We start from the raw sequence: 25,044 nt of genomic DNA, 5'->3' as shown, positions 1-25,044 counted from the left end.
TTGACCTGATAACCCCGCTTTGCTATACTTCAAATCGATGTATAGATGCCAAGGGGTAAGGTGTGAAACTCGAGGATCTGAAGCTCTTGGAGGGCTTCTTCTCCAGACAACTTGAGATACTGGAAAGGCTCTACGGTGATGTCGCTGAGCTCGATCTGGCGAAATACGAGAATCTCTATGTCTTCGCATTAAAGGCCCAGCAATTCTACACGGCCCTGGAGGACCTCTTCAAGGAGATAGCCAGAGTGTTTGAAAATAGGGTCGAAGACCCTACCAGGTTTCACCGCGAGCTTTTGGTCAGGATGAACACCGAAGTTCCTGAGATACGAATGGCCGTTATTGACGAAAGAGCGTTCCGATTCCTTGACAGATTGAGGAGGTTCAGACATTTTATCAGACATGCCTATGACTATGAGCTGGATAGGGAGGAGATAGAAAAGCTTCAGAAGATGTTTAGGGAAGACTTCGAGGTTCTCCGCGAGGACTTAAATCGCTTTCTTGAATTCGTAAAGGATCTGAGCTATGAGGAGAGGGAAATTTGAGCTGGGAAGGCAGCTTATACGACATAGAAAGGAGAAGGATTTCCTCCTGAGGGAGAACCTCAGGAAGGAGACCTTGAGGGGAACGATAGCCGCCCTCAAAGGATACTTCCAAGGCGTGGATGTGGAGGCGGTCTACCTTATAGGATCCCTACTGCGCGAGGGAAAGTTTTACGAATTTTCGGATATCGACGTGGCGGTTAAGGGATTCAAAGGGGATGTGTGGGAGCTGGGATGTGAGCTTGAAAGGGTCTTAAACAGGGATGTGGACGTCATAGCGCTGGAGAAAAGCGACTTTAAGGATTTCGTCGAGAGGCACGGGTTGAGGGTGATATAGATGGCGAAAAAACTGACGCTGATGGAGCAGTACAGACGAATAAAGAGCCAATACCCGGACGCTATCCTGTTTTACAGGGTCGGGGACTTCTACGAGACCTTCTACGAGGACGCCAAAATCGCCTCGCGCGTGCTGGGAATCGCCCTGACATCGCGCGATAAGGACGATAACGGCAAGCCTGTACCGCTTGCGGGCGTTCCTCATCACGCCGTCGAATCGTATCTCTATAAAATGGTCAAAGCGGGTTATAAGGTGGCGATCTGCGAGCAGGTGGAGGACCCCAAAAAGGCCAAAGGGGTGGTCAAGCGCGAGGTCGTCAGGATAGTAACCCCTGGCACGATCTTCGAGCCGGAGGCGCTGGAGCATAAGGAGAACAACTATCTCGTCGCGTTATGCAGAGTGGGAGAGATCTACGGGCTGGCGCATGTGGATCTCTCCACAGGCGAGTTCCACGTCACGGAGCTGGAAGATGAGGATAAGCTTATCTCCGAGATAACCCGGCTCAGACCCTCAGAGCTCCTCATACCTGAGGGATTCGAGAGTGAGACGATTGAAAGGGTAAGGTCTGAAACATCACCGGTTGTAAACCCGCTTCCCTCGTGGCAGTTCGATGTGGATACGGCCCGATCGGAGCTCTTGAGCCATTTCGATGTCCTCTCGCTGGAAGGGTTCGGATGTGAGGGAAAATCCGCCGCCATATCCGCTGCCGGGGCGCTGATTCAATATCTCAAGGAGACACAGAAGCAGCAGCTACAGCACATCCTCTCGCTCAAGACCTACTCGCTTGAGGAGTTCATGATCCTGGACACCGAGACGCAGAGGAATTTGGAACTCATCCGCTCCATCCGTGACGGATCGACCAAGGGGACGTTGATAGAGATCCTGGATGAGACCGTCACCCCCATGGGTGGGAGAAAACTACGCCAGATGATCCTCAGGCCGCTTTTGAGGGCCGATGAGATCAACGCAAGGCTCGACGCCGTCCAGGAGCTCTTCGAGAACCTCATCCTGCGTGACGAACTGAGAGAGCTGTTGAGGGAGATAAGGGATATCGAGAGATTGATCGCTAAAGTGGGTCTCGGCTCGGCAAACGCCAGGGATCTTCTGGCCCTTCGAAATTCGCTTAAGCTGGTACCTCAGATCAAGGAAAAGCTCGGCGGTCTCAACTCATCGCTCCTCCAGACGATTCGGGATCAGCTCGAGGACGTAAGTGATGTGGTTGATTTGATCGATAGGGCCATACATGAGGACCCGCCCATCACCATCCGTGAAGGGGGAATCATCAAGGACGGATACAACTCGGAGCTGGACGAGCTGAGGGCGATCGTCAGAGACGTCAAGGGATGGATAGCCGGCCTACAACAAAAAGAGAGGGAGCGAACTGGGATCTCATCGCTGAGGATAGGATACAACAAGGTTTTCGGATACTACATCGAGGTGACGAAGCCGAACCTGCATCTCGTCCCGGAGGATTACATACGAAAACAGACCCTTGTTAACGCCGAGAGGTTCATCACACCCGATCTGAAGGAGCAGGAGGCCAAGATCCTAAACGCTCAGGATCGGATAAATGACCTCGAATATGAGCTCTTCTGCGAGGTGAGGAGCAAGGTAGCCGAGATGACGGAGGTGATTCAGAGGATCGCCGCCGCCATAGCCATGCTGGATGTCCTGGCTACCTTCGCCCACATCGCCGCCAAGAATAACTATGCAAGACCTCAGGTGGATGAGGGCGACGAGGTGATCATCCGAGACGGGAGACATCCCGTCGTGGAAAGGCTCTTCACGCGCGAGGGATTCGTCCCGAACGACACCTACCTGAACTGCTCCGACAGACAGATGTGCATAATCACAGGGCCCAACATGTCGGGAAAGTCGACCTTCCTCAGACAAACCGCACTGATCTGTCTGATGGCGCAGATCGGATCTTTTGTTCCCGCGTCGGCGGCTAAAATAGGCGTGGTGGATAGGATCTTCACCCGCGTCGGCGCCTCTGATAGCCTCGTGACGGGCCAGAGCACCTTTCTGGTGGAGATGAACGAGACGGCCAACATCCTCAATAACGCCACGCGGAAAAGCCTGATAATACTCGACGAGATAGGACGGGGCACAAGCACTTTCGACGGGATAAGCATCGCCTGGGCGGTCGCCGAATACATTCTGCAGCACATCGGCGCGAAAACCCTGTTCGCCACGCATTATCATGAGCTGACCGAGCTGGCCGGGACTTACAAGAACGTCAAAAACTACAACGTCGCCGTTCACGATGATGGCGAGAGGGTGGTCTTCCTGAGGAAGGTCGTGGAGGGGGCAACTGATAAGAGCTACGGGATACACGTGGCTAAACTGGCAGGTCTGCCGATGGAGGTGATCGGGAGGGCCAACGAAATACTGGGAATCCTGGAAAGCCATAACATAAGCGTTGAAGGGGGAGACAAACCCGCCGTGGCATCTCGACCGAGGATCAAAAGGCGATCCAGGCCTTCCTTTAGGGACGATTCCCTCCAGCTTCTGCTCTTTACACCTCAGCCGAACGAGATCATAGAGGAGCTTAAGAAGCTGGATCTGAACAATATGACCCCTATCCAGGCTCTCAACAAGCTATACGAGCTGAAGCTGAAGGTCGAGAAGGAACGATGAGCGGCTTGAAATCCAAGAGGAGGAGCGTTATGCTCATTTCGTGTTTCTCGCAGACGAAGCGGGGGAAAGTAGAGGTTCAAGACAAGAGTTGACTTGAGAAGGAGATAGGTATAAAATATACAGCGTTAAGGAGCTGGGCAATAGTATCTAGCTAACCTTCGGACATGAGTTCGGTAGGAAACTGATGGCTTTATTCCAGAGAGCGGTTCTGCCGGGTAGAAAAAGGAGGATACTCAAAGTGTTGTAGAATCTTTTGTCTAGTTTGCTTTTCATGGCCTCAATGTCGAAATTGCGCCTGAATCTTAAATCTAAAGCAAACGCTCATATTATCGCTGAGTGTAGCAGAGATTTTTAAAGCTACCGTCCGCAGTCGGCAGTCCGCCGTCCGCCGTTATTCCGCTGCGGACCGCGGACGGTGGACAGCGGACAATTGGCCATAGATACTACACTCAAGGGGAATAAGAGCGAAAGCAAAAAGTTGGTCTCATCAACCAAGGCTGAGTCCCTTCAATTTGTCTTGAGGCAAAATGCTCTCAGTATTTAGGAGAAGATTGCATGCAAAGCAACGAGAGCCAAAATGATTGCTTTGCCGTTGTCTCTGTTAATTGGAATGGACATGTAAAACGTTTGCGGCTTTATCCTAAAGATTTATGGTTAACAGTCCCCCGTTCCGCGTGTGTTACTAAAGGCGATAGGGTCCGGTTCAGAGATGGAAAAGCATCGGTTATCTGTAGAAATGGCCAAGCGCAATTTCTTCCCCCTTACGCACATCCAGAAAAGCTACAGCTTGGCAGCACTGTAGTAGAAGTCCTCATTAAGGAAATTACAGAACCTGAGGAATATGAAGCTTATCAATCTCTTTCGAATTCCCATTATCGAGGAAAAGCGATTTATGGTCGCACAGCTCGTCTGATTGTACGCTCGTTTCACCCCCTACATCCGGAAGTTTTAGGATATATTGAACTAGCTACTCCTTTCTACATGAATAAGGCACGTGCAGAGATTCTGAATACATCGTTTCGATTAGACGGAATAGCGTGGAAAGCTTGGAAAAAGTCCACAATGCGGAAATATATACATCTTATCGTACGGATCGCCCGTTGTGTGGTTTACCCGGAGTTTCGTGGCTTAGGGTTAGGTCAGATCTTGGTCAAACATGCAGCACAGTTTGCTCGGGAACGATGGCAAGTGAGCGGTTGGAAACCCCTCTTTTTGGAGATTTCCGCGGATATGTTGAAATATGTACCTTTTGTCGAGAAAGCCGGGATGGTCTATATCGGAGAAACAGAGGGCAATCTGAAGAGGGTTCATAAGGATATGGCTTACTTACTTAGCAATGCCAAACGTGTGAAAAGCGGTGAAATCGTCTCTGAGGAGTCGTGTGGCATTGTAGATCAACAAGTCGCACGATTGGATCGTGCATTACGCCTTATGGAGCAGGAAGGGCTGAGCAAGGAAGAACTTGTAAGGCGTTTGCAAAGACTGTCACGTGATAATGTTCTTCGTGATTTCGCCTTTTTCCATGAGATTGTCAGCCTGCCTAAGCCGACTTACATGATGGGATTAACCGAAGAAACCGATAATTTTGTGCGAAAACGGGCTAAGGAGATTGCCCCTTCCAATGGACATACACCTCCTTCGATCTCACTTGACCCTCTGACAAATCCAATACTATTGAAGAACATCACGTTGACATTTGAATCGCAAGTTCGAAGGACGCGTCAAACTCACGCTATCCAGCAGGCTTTTGGAATCTCTCCCGATGCGATCAAGACTATAGTTATCCGCAATCTCTCAATGAAAATTAAACCTGGAAGCATCGTTTTGATCATTGGTCCTTCGGGTTCGGGGAAGACGACATTGCTTGAATTGCTGTCCAAGAAAGAAACGGAAAAAAAAGCTTTCCGGATAGAAGGCGAATTGCAGCTTCCAAAGAATTATAGACCAGGAATTTTTCAACCCATTCGCTCTCGCAAAGCCTTAATAGAAGTGATGGATAAGCGAGATGTTCGTTCCGCTTTGTACCTTATGGGGCTTGTGGGATTATCGGATGCGTTTATTTATCTGAAGCGCTTTGAAGAACTTAGTAAAGGACAACAATATCGAGCGATGCTTGCCAAGCTACTTTCGGACCGCTGTAATGTTTGGCTGATTGATGAATTCTGTGCGAATCTTGATCCCGTAACGGCTAATGTCGTAGCAGAGAAACTACAGCATACCGCACGTCAATTTGGCGCGACTTTAATTGTAGCTGCTCCTCACTGCGAAATGTTTCTTACCTCGCTTAAACCCGATCTTGTGCTTCAGTTGACTAGTGCTTGGGAACACCGAATTTGGGATGGGCAGGAATTCACCAAGAGGGTGTCACAACTACGTGATGGTCCTGCTGCCAATGGTGTTCCCACTCTTCGTTTGCTGCCCGAATTCTTTTCCGCAGTCCGTCGCGGCGACAAGCGGACGACGATACGGAAGGGGCGTAAGTTTCTTCAATCAGATCTACTGCTATTCCAATGCGGAGAAGAATACCTGCCGGTAAGAGTCATCAAAATCATCCGTAAGCGGTTTTCGAAGCTCACTGCTGAAGATGCGAGAAACGACGGCTTCTCATCTTTATCCGAGCTTCAGAGCAACCTACGAGCACTGTATCCTGATCTTCAGAGAAATAGCATCGTCACGATCATTTACTTTCAACTTCTTTGCGGGGAGGGAGCTGGTTGAGCCGATCCTCAAACTCTAACGGATCAAATCAAGAATTCTATCAATGGTTAGATGAGGCTTTCTTTGTTCTTCCTCGTAGTAATGAGCTTTTCTTCCAAAGGCTGTGGCAAGAAGGGCGTTTAAACATCGACCCAAGTTTGGGAAGCCCTGACATCATAGACGAACGGAGCGCCCGGTTGATCTGCGCTACCTTGCACCGACGTGAACGCTTATTAATTGTTCTTCCAAATGCTAGTCCTCATCGTCCACCACTATTATTCGCCACCGGTTTACTTATGTACGCCCTTGATACTATCGGTGGGGATCGCAATATATGTGGCGCATTCGGTAGGGGACTTGTGCTTTATTTTGGCTCAACAGTAGGCATAAGGCAACATTTAGTACAGACCAAAGCTGGGAGAATAAATCTAGCCTCTGTATTTCCCCAAGTTTACAGAACTCGTTCTGGTACTTATCAAGCATCTCAGCAACTCCACGAGGAAACTAATCTGCCAACGGTCATCTGTGTATATTCCCCTGTTGATCCCATTTCTGTGATTAAACAGCACCAACCAGATTGGATAGCCATTGATTGCGGAGAAAAATCTAAGCTTCACTGGTTGCCTCCTCTACTGGAATTCACTCGAGATCATAATCTCCCCGTAATTGCTTGGTGTCAAAATCCACTTTCCCTTTGCATAGAAGATTTCCTTCGAACCGGAGCTTTGGTCTTCCGATGGCCATATATCCAACAAGATCAACTCTTATCGTCCTTGGATCCTCCAGATGGTAGTAATATTCTAGAGCAAATTTTTAACCATACTACAAGCGTATGTGTTCAGCCAATATTGGTCAAAGATGGAAACTTTCTCTCTCACCTGCAGAATGCCTACTATAACTTAGTAGATACCTCACGCATAGCTGTTGGGCGTTTAGCTCGAGATGCACTTTACGTTGGATGGAGTTACTTGAGAACATTGGAAAGTCTTCATGTTCCCTTAGACATCTATGAGAGTGAAGCTAAATATCATTGGGCCTAAAAAGAATTTCACAACTACGTACCATGATGAGGCGCTTCATCCAATCGATCTATCATGTGAATTCTAACTTGGCTTCCAAGTTGGAAGAAGTTGATGTTTGCTTGGATTCCGCTTATGATTACCTCCGAGGTAGAGAACCACCGCTTTGGTCAGCTCTAACCGAATTATGCGTCTCAGATGTTCCGGAAGATGAGTTTCGGGCGATTGTCTTTCCAAGTTCAGCTCGAAAACAATTGTTTAGCTTCGCACTATTAGCTAGGTACAACATTTCAGAAGATGACTTGCGCGATCTACGTGTGGGTTTCATGAGTCTTTCGGGTTTACGCACCTCGAGAAGCGCGGGCGATGAACAGCAAATTCCTCTTGAGTTATCCTTACGTCCTCTATTTGTCGGCATACCAAGCCAACATCAATCAGCTCAGATAGTCTCTCTTCTACGCCATCGCAAGATGGACGTATTGATTTACCCTTATCAAGAGCCTATCTTGGATAAGCGGATAGCTCGGTGGGATGAAGCGCTATCAGGAGACTCAAGCGGCCAAGTGAAAGTCCTCGTCTGTCTCTCTAAGCGTTCACCACCTATGAAAATTCCTACATCTTCACCATGTGTCAAATTGATTCCTTCTGATGATATAATCGCATCTGAAGAAAAACGCGGAAAGAAATCCCATGCTCATGGAAGAACATCCAAGTCCCTTTGGTTGCAAGCTGATCCAGTTGAAGAACTGGAAAATCTTTTAGGAGTAAAGGACCTTGATGAAGACGAAGAAGCTTCCTTAGTACAAAGAAGCTTAGCTAGTGGAGAAAACCATGAATCCACCGAGGAAGGCATTGAAGAGAAACCGTGGGTAGAGGAAGCAGTAGCTGTGAATTTTGATGGAGGATGGAAAACCCTTCTTGCCCCTGACGATACCATTAACGTCATTATCAATGGTTCGGACGGTAATCGGCTTGAAGAACGCTATGTTCGCGCATTACGCCGCGGTGACCGTGTGTTCTTTCTTCATGACCAGAGGCGACAAAGTTTATATGATTTGATCATTTCCCGGGTTCATCGGCACCCGGCTATCGAAATTCACCTAGCGCTCATTCAACGCTGGCAAGACGATTTTGCTATGGCTTACCACCAGCGGTGGCGTAGCAAAAGACGCTCTTTAAATGATTTACTGAAGGAACTGCGGAATCGTGGTAGCCGTTTAACTTCTCCGGTTACATTACGTTTGTGGTTGGAAGGACGAACCTTATGTCCTCAAGATCCAAAAGATTTGTATCGCCTTGCTGAAATACTGGATATGAATTTCGTACGTCAATATTACCAACGTATCCACTATGCTGCTCACCGACTGGCAGGACTCCATCGAGGAGTGGCAAATCGTCTAAATCGATGGCTGGAACACCAAGCCGCTGGAATTGATTCAGGAATACTAGAAGAGATCATCGATGAGGATCTGGATTTATCATTGCGCGATTTTCGAGACTCAATATTGATACTAACGGTGGAGTCATTAACTATAGAACGAGGGCCATTCCTGAGAAATCGTTTAGGTAAATTAGAAAGGAGTGATACCGATGACCGATAAGAATTGGACTCCCCAGGAAGAATGGCGGCTTGCAGAATATCTCATCCAGCAAGTGTGTGAAAGAGCTATGGGGCGAAGCGAGCAGGAATGCTTGTATAACTATCCTCATGATGTCTATTTTATAGGCAGTTTGCGTCCTAAGCAAAATGAGCCTCAGAGAGTGTTTAATCAGCCATCTCATTTGCGTGAACTCATCAACAAGCTTGCTCCTGTGGCGTTTGGAGCAGAATTTCGTGTACGCCCTGAGGCTGGTAAGCTCAATATTTCGATCGAACTTCAGTGGGCCTGTTACTATCGGGTTTTCCCCACTTTTGAACAACAGATTGAGCATCAACGACAGAGCATGCTGGAATCGAATAGCAGCGTCAATATCTCTGAAAATCTAAATCAAGCAGGGGCTAACCTAGCAACGAACAAATTGATGCTTGAGGATGAGCAGGAAGAAGAACTTGCAGAGATCGAATCTCCTGAAGTTGCTGAATCTACGCTCGATCGGCGTCGCGCCCGCAGACCTAGAGATCGACTATTTATCCGCTTTCGCAAAATCCCTTGCAGAGCACAAGGCGTTGTCACTTTGTGCTGCCATCCCGATGGGAGGTGGTCAGTGGATGATTCAAGTTTGCAAGCTGCTCTAGATGAAGAGATGAAACGAGCTCAACAAGCGGCAATGAGTGACAATGAACGCATCCGCACGTCTCGTTCCCCCTATGAACAGATTAAGGTACCCGAAGCCGCTTTGGATTCTGAAGAAGATTACAGAGCTTTTCTTCAAACGTTGCAAACAGATGTCGTGCCGGAGTGGAAGTGGGAGGTGAGATCAGAACTGCGAGAAAGCAACGCCTATGGACAAAGTGAGAACATATTGTCACTAGAGTTCATTAACGTCTCTCCTTGCAAGGTGAACTCTCCTAACATTGAGGCCTTTCTCTTCGATACAAAAGCAATCTTCAGCTTTGATAAGGGGAGGGTGTTGCCTTTTGAATTGGAATTAGCCCCTCGGGGTTTCCGCTACAATCGAAATCTCTGGGGGCGCGGGTTCAACTGTGCTGTAGAGAAAACGAACGATGATCCCCCAACTTTTGAAACTACGCATACTCCTATTTATCGCCAAATGCGCTATGTCACAAGGACAGAACCTATCGCTCGATTTGCGGATTTAGTGGAAGATCCAATCCCGACCCTTGATACTATCCTGGAGGCAATGGAAAACTATCTAGAAGAATGGGATAAAGCATGGCAAGGTTATATCGCTTCTTATCCTCAATGGCAGACACAATTCGGCGGCGAATTTAACCGAGATCGGCATCAGTTTGAGGATGAAATCCGTCGATTCCAACGGGGGATTGAGCTGATTCGCAACGATGAGGACGTACGCTTAGCTTTTAAATTAACCAACGAGACCTTCCGCCGGAGCTATCCACCCAAAGAGAGTTGGCGGCTGTTTCAAATCGTTTTCCTCGTGAGCCAGATTCCTGGGATTGTTTCACTACGTCATCCAGATAGCCCCGATATCGCCGAACGAGAAATGGTAGACATTATTCATTTCCCAACCGGTGGTGGGAAAACAGAAGCTTACTTAGCTGTGATCACCTTTCACTGCTTTTACGATCGCTTGCGAGGTAAGTCAGCAGGTGTAACAGCATGGACGCGTTTTCCTTTACGATTGCTTACCCTACAGCAAACTCAGCGCGTAGCTGATGTGATCGGTGTGGCCGAGCTAGTTCGACGAGAACAATCTGACCCTCGTTTGAATAGCTCTGGCGTGGATGGCTTTGCTGTGGGTTATTTCGTTGGTAAGGAAGCCACACCAAACGAAATTACTCCTCCTCGTTCCGGTGATCCTCCGGATTCAACATGGAGTCAGGCAAATGATCCTAGCGCTCGTCAATATTGGAAGCGAGTTTTCCGCTGTCCTTCATGTCACACAACGACTGTGAGAGTAGAATTCGATCCGCAGAAGATTCGCATCATTCATCGTTGCACGAATTCTCAGTGTGCTTTCCCCAATGGCGAAATCCCAGTTTACGTTGTAGACAACGAAATCTATCGCTACCTACCTTGTGTCATTGTAAGCACAATCGATAAACTCGCTGGTATAGGGAATCAGCGTAAATTAGCACAAATATTTGGACAGGTGGATGGTCGCTGCATCATACATGGCTATTACAAAGGCAAGTGCTGTCAAAAGGACTGTACTGATCGGAGTAGGTTGCAAGTGGGTACTCCACCGGGCTTAACTGGACCGACTCTATTTGTACAAGACGAGCTGCATCTACTTAAGGAAGGATTAGGAACGTTTGATGCTCATTACGAGACTTTCGTCCAAAGACTCCGTCAGGAGTTCGGCCAGAAGGAACCGTTGAAGATCATCGCTTCCTCTGCTACAATTGAAGCTTTTCAGCGACAAGTGGAACACCTATACGGTCGAGATCAAACACGGGCTCGGGTCTTTCCCAGTCCAGGTCCAACGTTGAAAGAGTCGTTCTATGCAGAGACACTTAACTATCCTCAACGATTGTTTGTAGGGGTTCTTCCCCATAACAAGACCATTTTTAATGCCATTCTTGAACTCATCGAATACTATCACCGCGAAGTACAGTACCTGCAACGTTTATCCCCTTGTGCACCAAATCCTTACGGCGGTGTTCTTCTACCCGCTACAGATGAATGGAAAACTTTGCTAGATTTTTATAGTACCTCTCTGACTTATTTCCTGGCGCACCGCGAACTTAACTCTATCCGTACCGACATCGAAGGTGATATCAATCCTAATCTTGTTCGGGACGGTCTGAGCCCACTGGAAATCTCGGAGCTTACCGGCAGTACAAGCACGGATGAAGTAGCGCAAATTTTAGAGAGATTAGAACGATCCTCCTTAGATGAGCAAGCTCCACATACCGTGTTGGCAACGAGTATGGTTAGCCATGGCGTGGACGTGAATCGCTTCAACGCTATGATCTTCTACGGCATGCCGCGTCAAAATGCTGAGTATATCCAGGCATCGAGCCGTGTTGGCCGAGCGCATGTCGGCATTGTTTTTACCTGCTTGCATCCTGCCCGAGAGCGTGATCGAAGCCACTACGCCTACTTTGCTAAGTTCCATGAGTTCCTAGGACAACTTGTCGAGCCAGTAGCTATCAACCGTTGGTCGAAGTTCAGTATCAACCGTACACTGCCAGGGTTGTTTATGGGCGTGTTGTTGCAACTGATCGCTAATCGCTCCGACGAGAGTAATCCAAATCGTTACTATATGCTAGACTTCGTGAAGCAAAAGATTGCAGAAGGCACCTTACAAGCGGATGATTTTATTCCACTTCTGGAACAAGCCTATTGTGTACAGCCCCCTCCTAACGAGGCTGCATTCCAGAAGGAAATCAGACTGCGAGTGCAGCAGTTTTTGGATCAAATTGTAAGCGCAGGCAGTGGAAATGCTTTCGTCTCCGATGCCCTGATTCCTAAACCGATGCGCAGCCTGCGAGATGTGGACGAGCCAATTGAAATCGAGCTAGATAGCTTGGGTTCACAATGGGCAACGCAAGATCATCATTAATTAAGGGGGTATTTATGGGACGAGTAATGAACAGAGGCAAGCAGCAGATAATCTTCAACTATCTTCCTGGTAGGACTTTCGATTTTGAGCGAGTAGCAACTATTGCTCGAGTGAGGAAAATCCAAGGTGTCCAGCGTAATGACGACCTCAATATCGCTGTGGTGTTGCGCAAAGTAGCCGACGAAGCACAAGCTTGGCGGCAAGAATTTCGGCCAGCACTGCGAGATCAAGTACTGGAAGATCCCTCTCGTTTTGTTCTCATTGAACCTAAGCGAGTACAGGCAGAGATGTTTCCCAGGGTGTTCTGGTGTCAGAATCGGTCTTGTGGGCGAGTTTTTGATTACAGTAATAGAGATGTCTTACCACCAAGGGTCTGCCCTGTATGTAAGCAGGGGAAGCTAATTCAGCTGCGTTTCGTCAAGATACACCGCTGTGGTGCTCTACGACCTTTACGTCCTCCTACCTGCCAGCGGTGCCATACCACCAACTACATGGCTTTGGATACTCGAAGCAGCGAGCGCGTTGCTAACTTCCGCTGGATCTGCCGACGATGCAATACAACACAGTCAGTATTTGGTGAATACTGTAGGGAGTGTCACTGGCCAAATGATGAATCTAGTCTGCGTAGGATGGATATTGACGTCCATCGTGCTGGTCGGACCTTCTATCCTCATACTACGGTTTTGCTGAACGTTCCCCATCGCCAGCTAGATCCATTTTTCAACATACCAGAATGGCCGGCTATTGCTGCAGCGAAGTTCCTCGGTTTACCAGAAGCAACCAGTCGAGCTCTATCGGACTTTGGGCCCCAAGGCTTTGGAAGTCCTGAGATTGGGAGCATTGGTTTATCTGGGGATGATCTTGATGAACTCTTCCGCCGCCAAGCAAGGGGTGAATTGACAGCCGAACAAATGGTAGCGGAAATACAAGCTCTGCGCCAGCGGAGACAGCAAGAAAAGCAAATGTCTTCCCCTAACAGGATCGCTCAAGATCTAGAACGCCAAACTGGTGTCTCGTTTCCGATATGGAAAGAGGCTGGACAAGAGATGCTGGAAGCGGTTATGCCGCTGGAAATGAGCAAACCTGAAGAGCTATTTGATCAAACCCCTCCGCCACCAGCTGTGCAAATAGCTCAGCGTATAGGATTATCACGTCTGACACTCATATCAGACTTTCCTATAGTTATAGCTACATACGGGTACAGTCGTGCTGAATATACACCAAACCAGTGCTATCTGAATCCTTTCCCTCCGGACCCCGATTACGATGGCAAATTTCCCATCTTCGTAGATCAAGTTCAAGCGGACGCTCTAATGCTACGTCTTAATCCAGAGCGTGTATGTCTCTGGCTTGAATACAACGATTTTCCCCCGAGCCTACCTAATGGAGAAAACTTAGATCTAGCTAGACAAGCCTACTTTGTGCAACTATTTCATGGCGTACCTCTGCGAGAGACATTGAAAAGTGACCGTCCTCATGCCCGGTTAGTGTTTGGCTTGCTACATACTCTGAGCCACCTCTGTTTGCGACAGGCAGCGCTGCTCTGCGGACTGGATCGTACTAGCTTGTCAGAATATCTCCTACCACGGGCTCTCACCTTTGCACTCTATTGCAATCATCGGTTTGGCGCAACGATCGGTGCATTGACCTCGTTGTTTGAACAATCGTTGACTGAATGGCTTAATGCTGTATGTAACACACACCGCTGTGTCTATGATCCAGTTTGCCGAGATCATGGTGGAAGCTGCCATGCTTGTACTCACTTGGCTGAAACGAGCTGCAGGTTTTTCAATTTAAATCTTGGGCGTGTTTTTCTCTTCGGAGGTTATGATCCTGAGTTGGGAAGAACCATTGCAGGTTATCTCGATCCATCCCTACAATAGTAAGGTGAAGTATGCTTGGCGATCAAGATACCTCGTCAAATGTTGAGTTTGTTATTACCGTGCCGGAACCCTATGGACCAGAGCTTGCCTTCAGGGCTCGGGCACGTACAACACTTGGCGTGATCATTCAGCTGATTGCGCAGGCCCAGCATCAAATAGTTATCGCATCACCATTTATACAATTACATGAAAATCTTGAAAGTGAGCCATTAGCAGAGGCTTTGCGTGCAGCACTAGGAAGAGGTGTTGATGTTGACATAGTTAGTACTGGAAGCAGCCTGCGAGCGCTTGAGTTGAGCTATTTGCGTCAAAAAGCCCATGGGCGTTTGCGGTTGTTTCAGCCCCGAACTAATATAGAGGATGAACGACGGCTTGGATCACATGCTAAATTCTGCCTTGTTGATGGCCGATACGCTTATATCGGTAGTGCTAACCTAACAGGCCCAGGGCTATCGGAAAACTTGGAAATGGGAGTGTTGATTCATGGGAAGATAGCGCGGCAGATAGCGGAATTTTGGAATCTACTGCTCAATAGGGAATTCTTCGTTGAAATCAAGACCAAAGATTGAAGGAAATCTCATCCACCTAGAGTGAGCATTACAGGTCACAGGTGAACAAATTTCACATGGGATGTGCGCTCATAATCGAGGTGATAATCTCGAGGGCTCTCTTCACCTCCCGCGATGATGCTCTATCTATGAGATATTCACGCCCTTCAAGCTTTAAGCTTAAGCTGGATTGCCCAAGCACCTTGTCCCTTAGCTTTCTTCTCACCTCGATCCCAATTATATCGGATATCGGGATATCCCCTTTCACGTTGGCATATACCCATCCTCCCATCCTTCTCTCGTCGATTATGAACACCCGAGCATCGGTTATCACGATGAAATCCCTGGACGCGGAAAGGGAGCCTTTAGCTATGAAGCACATTCTCACTCCCTCTCCCGGATTCAGCATCTTCAGGATGACCCCTTTGATCCTTTCCGGTAGAAGATCGAATTCAGCCATTTATTTCAGCCTGACGGGTTTACCCGTTTCAGCGGATTTCCAGGCCGCCTCGGTGAGCTGGATAACGCGAAGTCCGTTGGTGGCATCCACAGCGTTCTCTGCCTTACCGAGGACTAGATCCAGAAAAGCCCTGTCTTTCTCCCCACCCTTGGGGAGCTGATCACCGGTTACCTCCACCATCCCTGTGTTCTGTTCCTCCCTGTAAAGCTTTCCGTCTCGCACGAACAGCGTTCCGTTCTCCATCCAGATCGTCATATCCTCATGCATGCGCCCGACTGAGTGTCCGACAACGCTGATGTTGCACAGAGCACCTGTGTCGAACCTGATGGTCATCGCCGTCAGGATATCCACCTGTGTATCGAGGCAGTCCATCATCGCGAAGACCTCCTCAGGCCGTGTTTCCAGAATCCAGAGGAGGATATCCAGCAGATGGCTGCCGGAGTCGTTGAGCTGTCCGCCGCCGCTGAGGGCTGGGTCCTGACGCCATTTCCCTTTTTGACTGCGATACCAGTTCTGAGATTGATGGGCCGCCACGAAGTGAACTTTTCCGAGCTCACCGCTCTGAACGACGTCACGGCAGTACATGTATATGGGGCTGAAATGACGCTGGTAGCCTATCATCAGATGCTTACCTGTCTCCTCAACCTTAGCGATCACCTTGCGGGCGTGCTCTACCGTGCACACCATCGGCTTTTCGACCAGCACGTGGCATCCTGCGTCGAGCGAATCCATGATCTGTTGGAAGTGAAGCGTATGCGGGGTGCTGATCACCACCGCATCCGGCTTGACGGTGGCGAGCATCTCCTTATGATCCGTGAAAGCGGGCACTTTGGCCCCCACGCCGTCGATCCCTCGGAAGGCCTGTATCGCGGCCTCGCTGACATCGCAGATCCCAACGACCTCGGCATCCGGCTGAGCGGCGATGCGTCTCCCATGGCCGCGGGCGTTTCCTCCACATCCGATGAAGGCGACACGTATTTTGTCCTTCGGCATCCCTTCTCTCCTTTCCGGTTGTGTTAAACCTGCGACATCTGATTTTATCACCGACAGATTGAGAAGTCAATTCTCCGAAACCGAGGTGAGCTATGCTTCACTTGATTTTTCGTTCTCCTTTGATGTATAGTAATTACGTTGAAGGAGGGCAGCAAGGATATCTTGGGAGGAGAGTGGATGAGGGAGCTAATGGGTTCAATCACAATCGTGGAAGGGGTTTTGGCAAGCGGTGTCTCGGCTGGAGTCAAGGGATCGAGGGAGAAAGACCTTGCGCTTATCTTCTGTCGCGAGCCGGCCGTAGCGGCCGGAGTCTTCACCACGAATTTGATGAAAGCTCCGCCGGTGCTGCTGACACAATCCAGGGTTAAATCCGGCAGGGCTCAGGCGATAGTGGCTAACAGCGGAAACGCCAATGCGTGCACCGGTAAGGCGGGGTTCGAGGACGCAAGAAGAATGGCTCAGATAGCCGCCGAAGAGCTGAAGATCGCCCCGGAGATGGTCCTGGTCGCCTCAACAGGGGTTATAGGGGTGCGTCTGCCGATGGATAGGATAGGGAAGGGGATCAAACAGGCCGTTAAATCACTCAGCCCAAAAGGAGGACATAACGCAGCGAGGGCGATCATGACCACCGATAAACTGCCTAAGGAATGTGCCGTAAGCTTGATGGTATCCGGTAAGGAGGTCAGGATCGGCGGTATAGCAAAAGGAGCAGGTATGATCCGTCCCAATATGGCCACTATGCTCTGCTTCCTGACCACCGATGTCTCTATAACGGCGGAGATGCTTCAGAGTGCGCTTAAGGAATCGGTTGATCTATCGTTTAACAGAATAACCGTGGACGGAGACATGAGCACCAACGATACCGTTCTTATCCTCGCGACCGGTGGGGCGGGAAATCCTCAGATTAAGGAGAGGGATGAGGCCTACAATCAGTTCAGGAAAGGGCTGGATTACGTCACCGGAAAGCTCGCCAGGATGATAGTTGAGGACGGCGAGGGCGCCACAAAGTTCGTGACCGTTACGATAAAGGGAGCTCGAGATGAAAAGGAGGCCGAAATGGCCGCCCGCGCCGTGGCGGAATCACCGCTGGTTAAAACGGCCATCTACGGTATGGACCCAAATTGGGGACGGGTAGCGGCGGCGCTCGGATACTCCGGGGCGGTGTTCGATCCGGAAAAAGTGCAGATCTGGTTTGACGACCTACTGATCGTCGATAACGGCGTAGCGGCCGATTATGACGAGGAGGGGGCTAAGAGATTGTTCATGAAAAATAACCTCAGAATAACCGTCAACCTTAACGCGGGCGACGCGGAGGCCACGATCTGGACGTGCGATCTGACGGACGAATACATCAAGATAAACGCTTCGTATAGATCTTAAAAACCCCGCATATAAAAGGAGATCCGGTGGATGAATGAGCTCATATCCAAGGCGAAGGTTCTCATAGAGGCTCTGCCGTATATAAGAAGGTTTTACGGAACCACGATGGTGATAAAATACGGCGGCAGCGCTATGATCGAGGATGAGTTGAGGGAGAGCGTGATCCAGGATGTCGTGCTTCTGAAGTTCGTGGGGATGAACCCCGTACTGGTTCACGGCGGAGGACCTATGATAAGCCGGACGATGGAAAAACTCGGGAAGAAATCCCGCTTCGTCAACGGATTGAGGGTGACGGACGGCGAGACGATGGAGATCGTAGAGATGGTGCTCGCCGGGGTGATCAACAAGCAGATAGTCTCCCTTATAAACCAACATGGCGCTAAAGCTGTCGGAATATGTGGAAAAGACGCCAGCTTCATACTGGCAAAAAAACACATGCCCAAACCCGATCTGGACATAGGCTTCGTCGGGGAGGTGGTGAGGATAAACCCCGGGATAATCGACACGCTCATATCCGGAGGGTTTATCCCCGTGATCGCACCTATAGGTGTGGATGAGGGAGGACAGACCTACAATATAAACGCCGATACCGTCGCCGGAGAGATAGCTGCCGCCCTGAAAGCCGAAAAACTGATACTGCTCACCGACGTTAGGGGAATATTGGCCGATAGAGAGGACGAAAACTCCCTGATACCGACTATCCACGAGGATGAGGTTGAGAGGCTGAAGGCGGAAGGTGTGATAGCGGGCGGGATGATACCCAAGGTGAAAGCCTGTCTCATCGCCCTTAAAGGAGGGGTCTCCAAGACCCACATAATCGACGGCAGGATCCCTCACTCGATCCTGCTGGAGATATTCACCGAAAGTGGAATCGGAACGGAGATAGTGGGATGAACGATGATGAAAGGATAGGGAAACTTCGAGATCTGGTCGATCAAACGGCAGAGAGGCTGATGTATGATAGATCTCTCTCTCTGCCCGAGGCTATCAGATTGACACTCGAGACGCGCCGCAGGGCGGAGAAGATCATACCCGATATGATGGACAGATATGATCTGATATATGAATCCAGGTTTCAAAGGCTTATATGGCAGTTCGTTCTGCCTAGAACGGCCAGGGGAGGGGAAAATGCTGACGGATAAGAAGTTCGAGCTCGTGCGTGATATGACGGTCGCCTTCATCCAGAGCAAGAAGGAGGTAACGGGGGATGAGGTGGCCGAGTTCATAAAGACCGTCTTCAATGCCATAACTGAGCTCGAAAAGCCCATACTTCAGGAGGAACCGAGGGAGATATTAAAGCTCAGGTGAAAAAGGAGGGGGCAAATTGAAGGGGGCCGTGCTCGCTATACTTTTGACGCTGTGGTTTATTTCCACGGCGTTGTGCGGTGATCTGGTCTTTACTGTCAGAAAACCGCTCAATAGCCTCCAGGGGTTCAAAGCCTCTATAGGTATATACAGCAGCGGCGTGGGGCCTTCAGGGGTTTCCAAAAGATGGTGGGAGTTCTTCAGTCAGAATATATACACGATGAACCCCGACGGCACGGAGCTTCGTCAGCTCACCGACGACAACATCAGCATTTTCCCAAGATGGTCACCTGACGGCCGATATATAGCCTACATCTCCGGGCCTGATGGAAACCAGGAACTGTGGGTGATGAGGGGGGATGGCTCCGGCAAAAGAAGGTTGCTCGGCAAGCAGGAGAGGATAAACTACTTCTGGTGGTCGCCCAAAAGCGATCAGATCCTCGTCTCGGTTAAACCCAAACGAAGTGTGGATCGGCTGGAGGGATGGGTGGTGAGCGTAGACGGAAAGGATCGAAAGAGAATGGGCAGCAGCGAATGGGCCAAGGGATGGAACCACTGGAACGAGGACGGACGCATACTTAATCCCCATCCGAGATTGATCCCCTCTCTTCCCAAAGATGCCGCCTGGCCCTTCTGGACTTGGGATAACAAATATATCGCCTTCATCACCTCAGGCGTGCTCGCCCTTGCGGATGTCGAAGGCGTGATCGCATCGGGCAGATGGGCGTTGGGAAGGGATGAACCCCCCTGCGATGAGATCTACGAATGGGCGCCGGATGGTAGGAGGATCCTCTTCTCGGCCAGAGGTTATGTCTGCACCGCAGAGGTGGTCAGGGGGAGATTTAAAAACCTGATCAACGTCAGTAACGGAAGAGCGGCATACGCGACGTGGAACGGCGATGGAACTAAGATAGCCTATGCGGCTCGTCCAGGTGACAGGAAATCCCTGGAGATCTTCATCGTCAACCCCGACGGAAGCAACCAGGTTAGAATAACAAACACGAATTACGATCACCTCTATCTGGATTGGAAGTGAGAGGATGAGAGCGGCGCTGCTTTATAAACCCGGGGATATCAGGGTCGGGGAGATCGAGGAACCGAAAGTTCAAAATCCCGATGACGTGTTGGTGAAAGTGGAATACGTCGGGATATGCGGCTCCGACGTCCATTACTACGCCGAAGGTCAGATCGGAGACGCCGTCCCGGAAGGGCCTTTCATCATAGGACATGAACCCGCCGGTGTGGTGCTTGAGATCGGATCGGGTGTTAGCTCCCTTAAGCCGGGGGATCGGGTAGCTATAGATCCGGCTATACATTGTGGTAGATGTGAAGCCTGCCTTGAGGGCAATCCGAACCTATGTTTGAACATCCGCTTCTTCGGCACTCCTCCTCAACAAGGTGCTTTCAGGGAGAAGCTGGTACATCCCGAACACCTGCTTTTCAAACTTCCTCCTGAGATCAGCACGGCCGGGGGGGCGATGCTCGAGGTGTACGGCGTAGCGATCCATGCCGTCGATCTGGGCAAGGTGAAACCCGGATACGAGGTGGCCGTTATAGGGGGTGGACCTGTAGGGTTGGCCACGGCTCAGATAGCCGCTCTGTCCGGGGCGTCCAGGATCTTCCTGAGCGAGCCGATTCCCGAAAGACGCGAGATGGCTAAGAAGCTAGGCGCCGATGTGGTGATAGATCCCACCGGATCAGATCCCGTCCGGCTCATCATGGATCTGACGGGCAGCAGGGGGGTCGATGTCGCCTTTGAGGCGGCCGGCGAGGCCGAGACCTTCCAGCAGTGCATCGATGTCTGTAAGAACGGCGGCATGGCCGTCTTCATCGGGATACCGTCCGACGACAGGATCGTCCTCACCGCTTCCAGAGCCCGGAGGAAAGGGTTGACGATAAAGATGGCCCGCCGGATGAAAAACGTCTATCAACGTGCCATCAGACTCGCCGCCTCCGGAATGATCGATCCCGAGGCGATGATCAGCCATCTCTTCCCTCTGGAGAGGATCGCGGAGGCGTTTGAGATGTTAACGGGTGAAGGTAAGGGGGGAATAATCAAAGCTATGATAGAGATCTGAGGAGGAAAGGGGATATGATAGAACCAAGGCGAAGCTTTAGGCTTTTGAGAAACCTCTGTGAGACGCCTGGCGTGCCAGGTCGTGAGGAGAGGATCAGGGCGCTGGTGATCGAGAGGATGAAGGATCTGGTTGACCTCGTCAAGGTCGATCAGATGGGAAATGTCATAGGGATCAAACGACCTGAGGGCGTATCCAATCCCAAAAAGGTCATGATCGCCGCCCACATGGATGAAATCGGCTTCCTGGTTAACCATATAGACGATGACGGATTCCTGAAGTTCGTCCCCGTAGGAGGATTTGACGCCAGGACGCTGATGAACCAGCGAGTTGTGGTGCATGGATTCAAGAGGGATCTCCCCGGGATAATGACGCTGGCACGTAAACCGATACACCTTCAGCCGAAGGACGAGAAACCGCCCCAGGTGACCGATTATTATATCGACCTGGGAATGCCCAAAAGAAGGGTCGAGAGATATGTCCGCGTGGGTGACCCGATAACGATGGACAGACGCGTTATCGCCATCGGGGAATGCGTCACAGGCAAGGCGTTTGACGATAGGCTGGGGCTTTACGTCATGCTTCAGGCCCTGAAGGCCCTGGAAGGACATGAGGTCGAGATCTACGCCGTGGCGACGGTCCAGGAGGAGGTGGGGCTGCGGGGAGCTCAGACCTCCGCCTTCGGAATAGATCCGGACGTCGGGATAGCGCTGGACGTGACGATCTCCAACGACCTGCCCGGAAGCCCCGCCCACGAAAGGGTGACAAAGCTCGGAGAGGGCACGGCCATAAAGATCATGGACTCCTCCAGCATCTCGGACTATAACCTAGTTCAGTTCTTGAGGAACTTAGCCGAGAAGAACGGGATCAAATACCAGATGGAGATATTGCCGAGGGGTGGGACGGATTCGGGAGCGATGCAGAGGGCAAGGGCGGGGATACCGGTTGCGACCATCTCCATCCCCACTAGATACGTCCACACAACCGTGGAGATGGCCCATTGGGGGGATATCGACGCCTCAGTCAGGCTTCTGGCGTCCTTCCTGGAAAAAGCCCATGAGGGGAAGTTCGGATATAGCGAGGTGTAACGGGATATGAGAAGCTCCGACGAGGAGCTGATGCTCCGATGTAAAAACGGCGACGTGAACGCCTTTGAGCTCCTGGTCTCCAGATATCAGGACGCCGTCATGAACTTCATCTACCATACCATAGGCGATTACCACAGGGCAGAGGATCTCTGTCAGGAGACCTTTATCAAGGTCTTCAAAAACGCCAGGGGATATAGATCTAAAAACAGGTTCAAAAGCTGGCTCTTCAAGATAGCGGCGAACCTGTGTCGGAACGAGCTCAGATATAGAAGGCGTCATCCCTCCGACTCGCTGGAACGGATCATCGAGTCGGAAGGAAATGCCGATATATTTGTAGATACATCGCCGATGCCGGATGAGCTTTTCGAGAGGAAGGAGAGGGCGATGTTGGTCAAGCGCGCGATCCAGAGCCTTCCCGAAAACCAAAGGCTGGCCATCGTGATGAGGGAGTACGAGTCGCTGAGGTACGACGAGATAGCCTATGCGCTGGGATGTTCGGTCGGCGCCGTTAAATCGATCATCCACAGGGCGCGTCAGAACCTGCGCAAGATCCTGGTGAGATACGGGCTTGAGGAGGGGTATAATGCCAGGATATAACCTGAAATGCGAACAGGTCAAACCGCTTCTCTCAGCATATCTCGACAGGGAACTACCCATCTGGAAGATAGGGCTTATAAGATTTCATCTGAGGAGATGCCCCGAATGTGCCCGGCAGGTTGCCGAGCTTCAGCGGACTTCCCTCGCGCTTAGAGCCTGGGGTGAGGTGAGGGCGCCCGCCGAGATGCGGGATAAGATCATGAGGCGAATCCAGAAATTCACCGTCCGGTACGAAGCCTCAAGGGCAAGGTGGAAGTTCAGGATCATGAAGGTCATGGCGCCGCTGACGGCTCTGATCGTAACCCTCGCGTGGTTCCTCGTCATCCCCTTCTTCTATCACTCGATAACCCGGAGCAGACCCGTGCGAAGCACGGAGATCTCGGTAACCGTCATATCGGAGTCAGAACTGAGCAAGATCATCGGCAGAGGGCGTTCCTAAGTGCTTCTGGCGAGCTTCATCCTCAGCCTGCTGGCCTTCGGATTGGCCCTGTCCAGATGGGTTGTGGTGGTTCTGGAGGCCAGATCGAAAAGGCACATCGGGCGTGAAAGCCCGCTAAGGATCGAGCCGCTTGTAAAAAGCGTGAATTGCTTCCTCAGCCGAGGCGGTTATACGCTGTTTTTGATCTCCTTCCGGGCCTATAACACGAGCGACCAGCGCCCCGTCACGATAAACAGATGCAGACTGGCGGTGAAGGTGGGTAGAAGATGGAGATACACCCATCTCTACGAGACCCCCTTAGCCAGGATCTTTCCAAGTCTGACCCGCAACAGTTTACCCGTAGTCATCGAGCCATCCAAATCGCTCGATCTGTTTGAGGTGTTTCAATATGACGCCCTTATGAGCTCGACGGAGGTCACCGTGAGGATAGAATGCCGGGAAAGTGGTGGAGAGATCGTTACATATGAGATGCGGATCTATTACAGAACTGATAACCGTCCGGTCTTCGATATCCTCTTCAGAACCCTCGGCGTCTGAGCTTATCCCTCAATATCCTGAACCTCCGATAGCTGTGCTTAAAGAATCTTCTGAACGCATCGCACAGATAGCTTCTCTCGTTGAATCCTCCGTTGACATACCTAAATCTGGGACAGGAGTTATGACATATCTCGTTCCACCTGCATACCTTGCACTCGGGGAAATCACCCCTCCGAAGGTTCCTGAACCATTTGAACTTATCCGTCTCCACTATCCGGGACAGGGGTGTCTCGAGCAGGTTGCCGAGGAACATATCCTCCTGGACGAAGAAATCGCACGGATATACATCCCCGTTATATTCCACCACGACATAATCGCCGCAGTGATCCTCCAGCATGCACATGCCGGGGGGCATGCCCAACATGGAGGAGAGAATCCCGTCGAATAGCCTGATGGAGACGATCGGGTTGCCGTTGTTGTACCATTTATCGAACAGGGCGCAGAGGAAGTCCCCGTACTCCTCCGGCCCCACCGAAAAAGGTGTCATTTTACCTGTTCTGGGATCCCTTTCGGTGCAGGGGATAAACTGGAGGAACTGAAAGCCTTCCGAGACGAAGAAATCGAAGAGCAGCTCGGGGTATTTGACGTTATAGCTGTTTACGACAGCGAGCACGTTAAATTCGACCCGGTACATTCTGAGGATCTCCGCCGCCCTCATCACGTCATCATAGCTTCCCCGTCCGTCGTAATACGTCCTGAATCTATCGTGGATTTCCTTCGGCCCGTCCAGGCTCAGTCCGATGAGGAATTTATATCTGTTGAAGAATCTCGCCCATTCGGCGTTTATAAGCACGCCGTTTGTCTGGACGCTGTTCCCGACGATCTGTCCCGACCTGCCGAACTTTATCTCGTAATTGACGGCAGCCTGAAAGAAATCCAGCCCCATCAACAGCGGCTCACCGCCCTGCCAGCTGAGGGAGGCCATATCGACCATGTTCATGTACTGTTTGATCATCTCCCTGAGCACCTCATCGCTCATCCTACGTCCCTTTCTACCGGCATAAGGATCGGTAGGCCGGCCGTGGTAGAAACAGTAAAGGCAGTTCATGTTGCACTCGGCAGAGCTCGGTTTAATCAGAAGACCAAATCCGTTCATCATTATCTTGCTCCTGCATTTATTTACGACGCTTTTATTCCCCTTAAGTGTAGCATCTATGGCCAATTGTCCGCCGTCCATAGATCAGCCGTCATTTGTAGTCATTATGTCATTTGGCTTCGCCGTCATTTAAATGACGATAAATGACGACAAATGACAATAAATGACCTGAGAATTCCCGGAAGCTATGAGATGGTTCATCGAAGGCTTGACAAATAAGAAGAAAAAAGGTTTCCTTGTAGGAGGGGGCGATGAAAATG

The 25,044-nt window shown here is 50.4% G+C and carries 22 protein-coding genes; 19 read left to right on the top strand and 3 right to left on the bottom strand.

What is annotated here, in order from left to right; genetic code table 11:
* The first annotated feature begins 62 nt into the window (after positions 1-62).
* From J7M22_07680 to J7M22_07640, 9 genes are all read left to right on the top strand, one after another.
* Positions 63-542, top strand: coding sequence for a hypothetical protein (locus J7M22_07680; GenBank protein ID MCD6506494.1), 480 nt, complete (start codon positions 63-65; stop codon positions 540-542).
* On the top strand, positions 523-876 hold the full coding sequence (locus tag J7M22_07675; GenBank protein MCD6506493.1) for a hypothetical protein: 354 nt from the start codon (positions 523-525) through the stop codon (positions 874-876). Before J7M22_07680 ends, J7M22_07675 begins: the two co-directional genes overlap by 20 nt.
* Positions 877-3,516 (top strand): DNA mismatch repair protein MutS, encoded by a 2,640-nt coding sequence (gene mutS / locus J7M22_07670; protein MCD6506492.1) that lies wholly within the window; start codon positions 877-879, stop codon positions 3,514-3,516. It begins immediately after the preceding gene.
* Positions 3,517-4,071: 555 nt separating this feature from the next.
* A complete protein-coding gene (locus J7M22_07665; GenBank protein ID MCD6506491.1) occupies positions 4,072-6,234 on the top strand; it encodes a GNAT family N-acetyltransferase in 2,163 nt (720 codons plus the stop codon).
* A complete protein-coding gene (locus J7M22_07660) occupies positions 6,231-7,253 on the top strand; it encodes a hypothetical protein (GenBank protein MCD6506490.1) in 1,023 nt (340 codons plus the stop codon). Before J7M22_07665 ends, J7M22_07660 begins: the two co-directional genes overlap by 4 nt.
* 68 nt (positions 7,254-7,321) lie before the next feature.
* A complete protein-coding gene (locus J7M22_07655) occupies positions 7,322-8,833 on the top strand; it encodes a DrmE family protein (protein ID MCD6506489.1) in 1,512 nt (503 codons plus the stop codon).
* On the top strand, positions 8,823-12,383 hold the full coding sequence (locus tag J7M22_07650; GenBank protein ID MCD6506488.1) for a hypothetical protein: 3,561 nt from the start codon (positions 8,823-8,825) through the stop codon (positions 12,381-12,383). Before J7M22_07655 ends, J7M22_07650 begins: the two co-directional genes overlap by 11 nt.
* On the top strand, positions 12,359-14,266 hold the full coding sequence (locus tag J7M22_07645) for a hypothetical protein (GenBank protein ID MCD6506487.1): 1,908 nt from the start codon (positions 12,359-12,361) through the stop codon (positions 14,264-14,266). Before J7M22_07650 ends, J7M22_07645 begins: the two co-directional genes overlap by 25 nt.
* Positions 14,267-14,277: 11 nt before the next feature.
* Positions 14,278-14,835: a phospholipase D family protein gene (locus J7M22_07640; GenBank protein MCD6506486.1), complete on the top strand. Its 558-nt coding sequence runs from the start codon at positions 14,278-14,280 to the stop codon at positions 14,833-14,835.
* 52 nt (positions 14,836-14,887) lie between these two features.
* On the opposite strand, the gene J7M22_07635 is transcribed toward J7M22_07640, so the two are convergent.
* On the bottom strand, positions 14,888-15,274 hold the full coding sequence (locus tag J7M22_07635) for a hypothetical protein (GenBank protein ID MCD6506485.1): 387 nt from the start codon (positions 15,272-15,274) through the stop codon (positions 14,888-14,890).
* Positions 15,275-16,267 carry a Gfo/Idh/MocA family oxidoreductase gene (locus J7M22_07630; GenBank protein MCD6506484.1) on the bottom strand — a complete coding sequence of 331 codons (993 nt, stop codon included), beginning with the start codon at positions 16,265-16,267 and terminating at the stop codon, positions 15,275-15,277.
* Positions 16,268-16,444: 177 nt separating this feature from the next.
* Between J7M22_07630 and argJ the strand changes: the two genes are divergently transcribed.
* From argJ to J7M22_07580, 10 genes are read left to right on the top strand one after another with little or no spacing between them, the layout of a single operon-like run.
* The gene (gene argJ / locus J7M22_07625) at positions 16,445-17,647 is read left to right on the top strand and encodes a bifunctional glutamate N-acetyltransferase/amino-acid acetyltransferase ArgJ (protein ID MCD6506483.1); all 1,203 of its coding nucleotides are present in this window, start codon (positions 16,445-16,447) and stop codon (positions 17,645-17,647) included.
* Positions 17,648-17,677: 30 nt separating this feature from the next.
* Complete coding sequence (argB, locus tag J7M22_07620; protein MCD6506482.1) at positions 17,678-18,541, top strand: acetylglutamate kinase; 864 nt, start codon at positions 17,678-17,680, stop codon at positions 18,539-18,541.
* The gene (locus J7M22_07615; protein ID MCD6506481.1) at positions 18,538-18,789 is read left to right on the top strand and encodes a hypothetical protein; all 252 of its coding nucleotides are present in this window, start codon (positions 18,538-18,540) and stop codon (positions 18,787-18,789) included. Before argB ends, J7M22_07615 begins: the two co-directional genes overlap by 4 nt.
* Positions 18,776-18,955 carry a hypothetical protein gene (locus J7M22_07610; protein ID MCD6506480.1) on the top strand — a complete coding sequence of 60 codons (180 nt, stop codon included), beginning with the start codon at positions 18,776-18,778 and terminating at the stop codon, positions 18,953-18,955. Before J7M22_07615 ends, J7M22_07610 begins: the two co-directional genes overlap by 14 nt.
* Before the next feature lie 16 nt (positions 18,956-18,971).
* Positions 18,972-19,988 carry a PD40 domain-containing protein gene (locus J7M22_07605; GenBank protein MCD6506479.1) on the top strand — a complete coding sequence of 339 codons (1,017 nt, stop codon included), beginning with the start codon at positions 18,972-18,974 and terminating at the stop codon, positions 19,986-19,988.
* Positions 19,989-19,992: 4 nt separating this feature from the next.
* Positions 19,993-21,030, top strand: a complete 1,038-nt coding sequence (locus J7M22_07600; GenBank protein ID MCD6506478.1) for an NAD(P)-dependent alcohol dehydrogenase — start codon at positions 19,993-19,995, stop codon at positions 21,028-21,030.
* 14 nt (positions 21,031-21,044) lie between these two features.
* On the top strand, positions 21,045-22,115 hold the full coding sequence (locus J7M22_07595) for a M42 family metallopeptidase (GenBank protein MCD6506477.1): 1,071 nt from the start codon (positions 21,045-21,047) through the stop codon (positions 22,113-22,115).
* 6 nt (positions 22,116-22,121) lie between these two features.
* Positions 22,122-22,712 (top strand): sigma-70 family RNA polymerase sigma factor, encoded by a 591-nt coding sequence (locus J7M22_07590; GenBank protein MCD6506476.1) that lies wholly within the window; start codon positions 22,122-22,124, stop codon positions 22,710-22,712.
* On the top strand, positions 22,699-23,151 hold the full coding sequence (locus tag J7M22_07585; GenBank protein MCD6506475.1) for a zf-HC2 domain-containing protein: 453 nt from the start codon (positions 22,699-22,701) through the stop codon (positions 23,149-23,151). Before J7M22_07590 ends, J7M22_07585 begins: the two co-directional genes overlap by 14 nt.
* Positions 23,152-23,688: a hypothetical protein gene (locus tag J7M22_07580; GenBank protein MCD6506474.1), complete on the top strand. Its 537-nt coding sequence runs from the start codon at positions 23,152-23,154 to the stop codon at positions 23,686-23,688. It begins immediately after the preceding gene.
* Here J7M22_07580 and J7M22_07575 read toward each other — a convergent pair.
* Positions 23,669-24,784 (bottom strand): anaerobic sulfatase maturase, encoded by a 1,116-nt coding sequence (locus tag J7M22_07575; protein ID MCD6506473.1) that lies wholly within the window; start codon positions 24,782-24,784, stop codon positions 23,669-23,671. The two genes, J7M22_07580 and J7M22_07575, sit on opposite strands and share 20 nt — an antisense overlap.
* Positions 24,785-25,044 lie beyond the last annotated feature (260 nt).

It is taken from the genome of Candidatus Poribacteria bacterium, assembly GCA_021162805.1.
Lineage (GTDB): Bacteria > Poribacteria > WGA-4E > B28-G17 > B28-G17 > JAGGXZ01.
This window is presented reverse-complemented; position numbering and strand designations above follow the sequence as displayed.